Genomic DNA, 2,281 nt, shown 5'->3' on the forward strand with positions numbered 1-2,281 from the left:
CTTTTCAATTCGTTTCAGGTAATGCTTGTTAAATTCAGATTCTTAACTTTCATATATCCAACCCGAGTTTTTTCGGAGTGTTTATGTGTAACGGTTTGGCTATGAGTAGTGCGGGGCTAAAAAGCGAAAACTTTTCAATTCAGCACCGACCCAAGCGAGCAATTTTCTGTTTATAATTTTCATTCTATAAATATATAAATTGCGAGCGAGAAAACACGCCAAAACTTTCGATTCTGCCCAAACCTCCCGCATTACTTATAGCTGGTGTTGTGCATAGTTTTCTTTTAATCAGCGTGTTATCCAGCATCCGATTATTCCATTTTGCTTTATAAATTTCAAATGGTCAATTTTAGTTTCAGCCGTTTTTTGGGTTCAATCCACTTTTTTTTCAGTTTTATCTTCAGAGTGTGAATCAGAATTTAGTTCCGCGTATTGCTTTCAGAGTGTTATTCAGAGTTCATTTCCGCATTTCATAGTCAGCATTTGATTCGGAGTTCAGCTTAGAGTTCAACTTTCAGAGTGTGATTCGAGTTTCAGATGTCCAATTCAACATTCAGTAGTCTGCGTTAATTCGCTCGTCAATTTCGGCTTTCATAATCAATCCAATTTCCTTAAAAACTCAAAAAAAATTCGACTATAATTTATTTCTAAAACATGTAAAAATTTCACTCTTAAATTATGCACAACGGTTCGGCTATGATTTCGTTGTGGAATCATCCGCAGGATTATTCCGCTGTAGAAATCAGCCGTATTTTATAAATTAAACTTTGTTTTAACTCTCTGCCACAATGAATTATAGCCATTGTTGGCATTAGTTTTTATTTATAGTTATTGTTGTGATTCTTTTCAATGGAATATCAAATTTTTTAGCTGGTTCAGCCTTTATTTTATTCCAGAAACTAATAAAATCAATATTTTCAATATTTCCTATGTAACCGACAAGTTTTACAGAGTTAATTCGACCATTCCACTCAACTTCTACTTTAAAAAAAGCCTTGAATTTATTAGATTTCGTCTCGAATTGTTCTTTTAGAAATTCATTGAAGGATAATCTATTGCCATCTGCTTTTAAGTAATAAAAAATTGGCTCTATGATTGCATTTGTTGAAACAGTATGACCTTGGTCGGTTAATTTATTAAGCCCTTTATTAAACTGCTCAGAGATCGAATCTAATCTTTTTGCATTCGGATTTTCAATTTTCGGAATGTCATTTTTATAGATTAGAGAATCTATTTTTTGAGCAAAACATGTTGTCGAATAACTAAAAAGCAATAAAAGAATTGTTGAATAAGTAATTTTCATATTTCTTTATTGTTTAAATCAGTTTGTTCAACTATCATACCGTAATGCAATAAATTAATGCCAACGGTTTGCGCATATGGTTTGTGGCGGGCAAAAATGCGCAAATTATTCGGTTAAGGTTTTACGTTTTTAAAAATACAAAAATTTCAGGTTTGTCACTAATTCCGCCATAAACTATATGCGCTGTTACCACACGTTTTTATTCAATTTCTTTTAAAATATAATCTTCTTTTTTGTTTCCGAATATTGACACATAAATCTCATTTCCGATTTGCTTTTTTATTATAAAAGGCGCATAATTTTCGGTAAATAAAATATCAAACCCATTGTGGTTTACCATTTCCCACATAAAATGGTCGGAATCTCCAAATTTCCAAGAGTTGCTGATATAAACAGAGTCATTTATAAAGTGTATTGTATCAGTCCACTTTCTGAAATTTCTGATGAATTTTTTTCCAGTAAATTTTATTTCGGGTGTCCTATTCTTTAATGAATCTACCAACCTCTTGTAAACTCTATTCTGATTATAATTCTTGAATACAATACTGTCTTTTGTTAATGGGTCAATCATTTCAGATTCATAGTATTCATTTCCAGCAATAACAAAGTAGTCATTTCCAAAATCCACTAAATTCTTTCCTTTTAGTTCAAATTTTCCATTTCTTTCATATCCGTAATTAAATTCTTTGTAATTAAAATTTCCGTTATCGAATGTAATTAATTCATTGAAAGGTAAATCTCCAACAATGTAATCTTTAATTGTGTCATTATCAGTAAACTTATAAGCAGATATCCAAGTTCCATTCAGTTTTTTTTCATTCTGACAAGAGGTCAAAATAAAAGTCAAAATTATTATATTGAGTATTTTTTTCAAATGTGTGGTAACGTTTTTGTATAACCGCAGTTATTACGGACTTAAAAGTAGTGAATTTCAATTACAAAACCTAAGTGAGCAAATACGAGTTGATTCGGCTTGTA

General features: G+C 31.0%; 2 protein-coding genes. Both read right to left on the bottom strand.

Annotated elements, in window-relative coordinates; translation table 11 throughout:
• Nucleotides 1–811: 811 nt before the first annotated feature.
• Complete coding sequence (locus BUB82_RS11570) at nucleotides 812–1,303, bottom strand: hypothetical protein (protein ID WP_073193783.1); 492 nt, start codon at nucleotides 1,301–1,303, stop codon at nucleotides 812–814.
• Nucleotides 1,304–1,502: 199 nt separating this feature from the next.
• Nucleotides 1,503–2,177, bottom strand: a complete 675-nt coding sequence (locus tag BUB82_RS11575; RefSeq protein ID WP_143185697.1) for a hypothetical protein — start codon at nucleotides 2,175–2,177, stop codon at nucleotides 1,503–1,505.
• Nucleotides 2,178–2,281 lie beyond the last annotated feature (104 nt).

This window comes from Psychroflexus salarius (genome assembly GCF_900129035.1).
Lineage (GTDB): Bacteria > Bacteroidota > Bacteroidia > Flavobacteriales > Flavobacteriaceae > Psychroflexus > Psychroflexus salarius.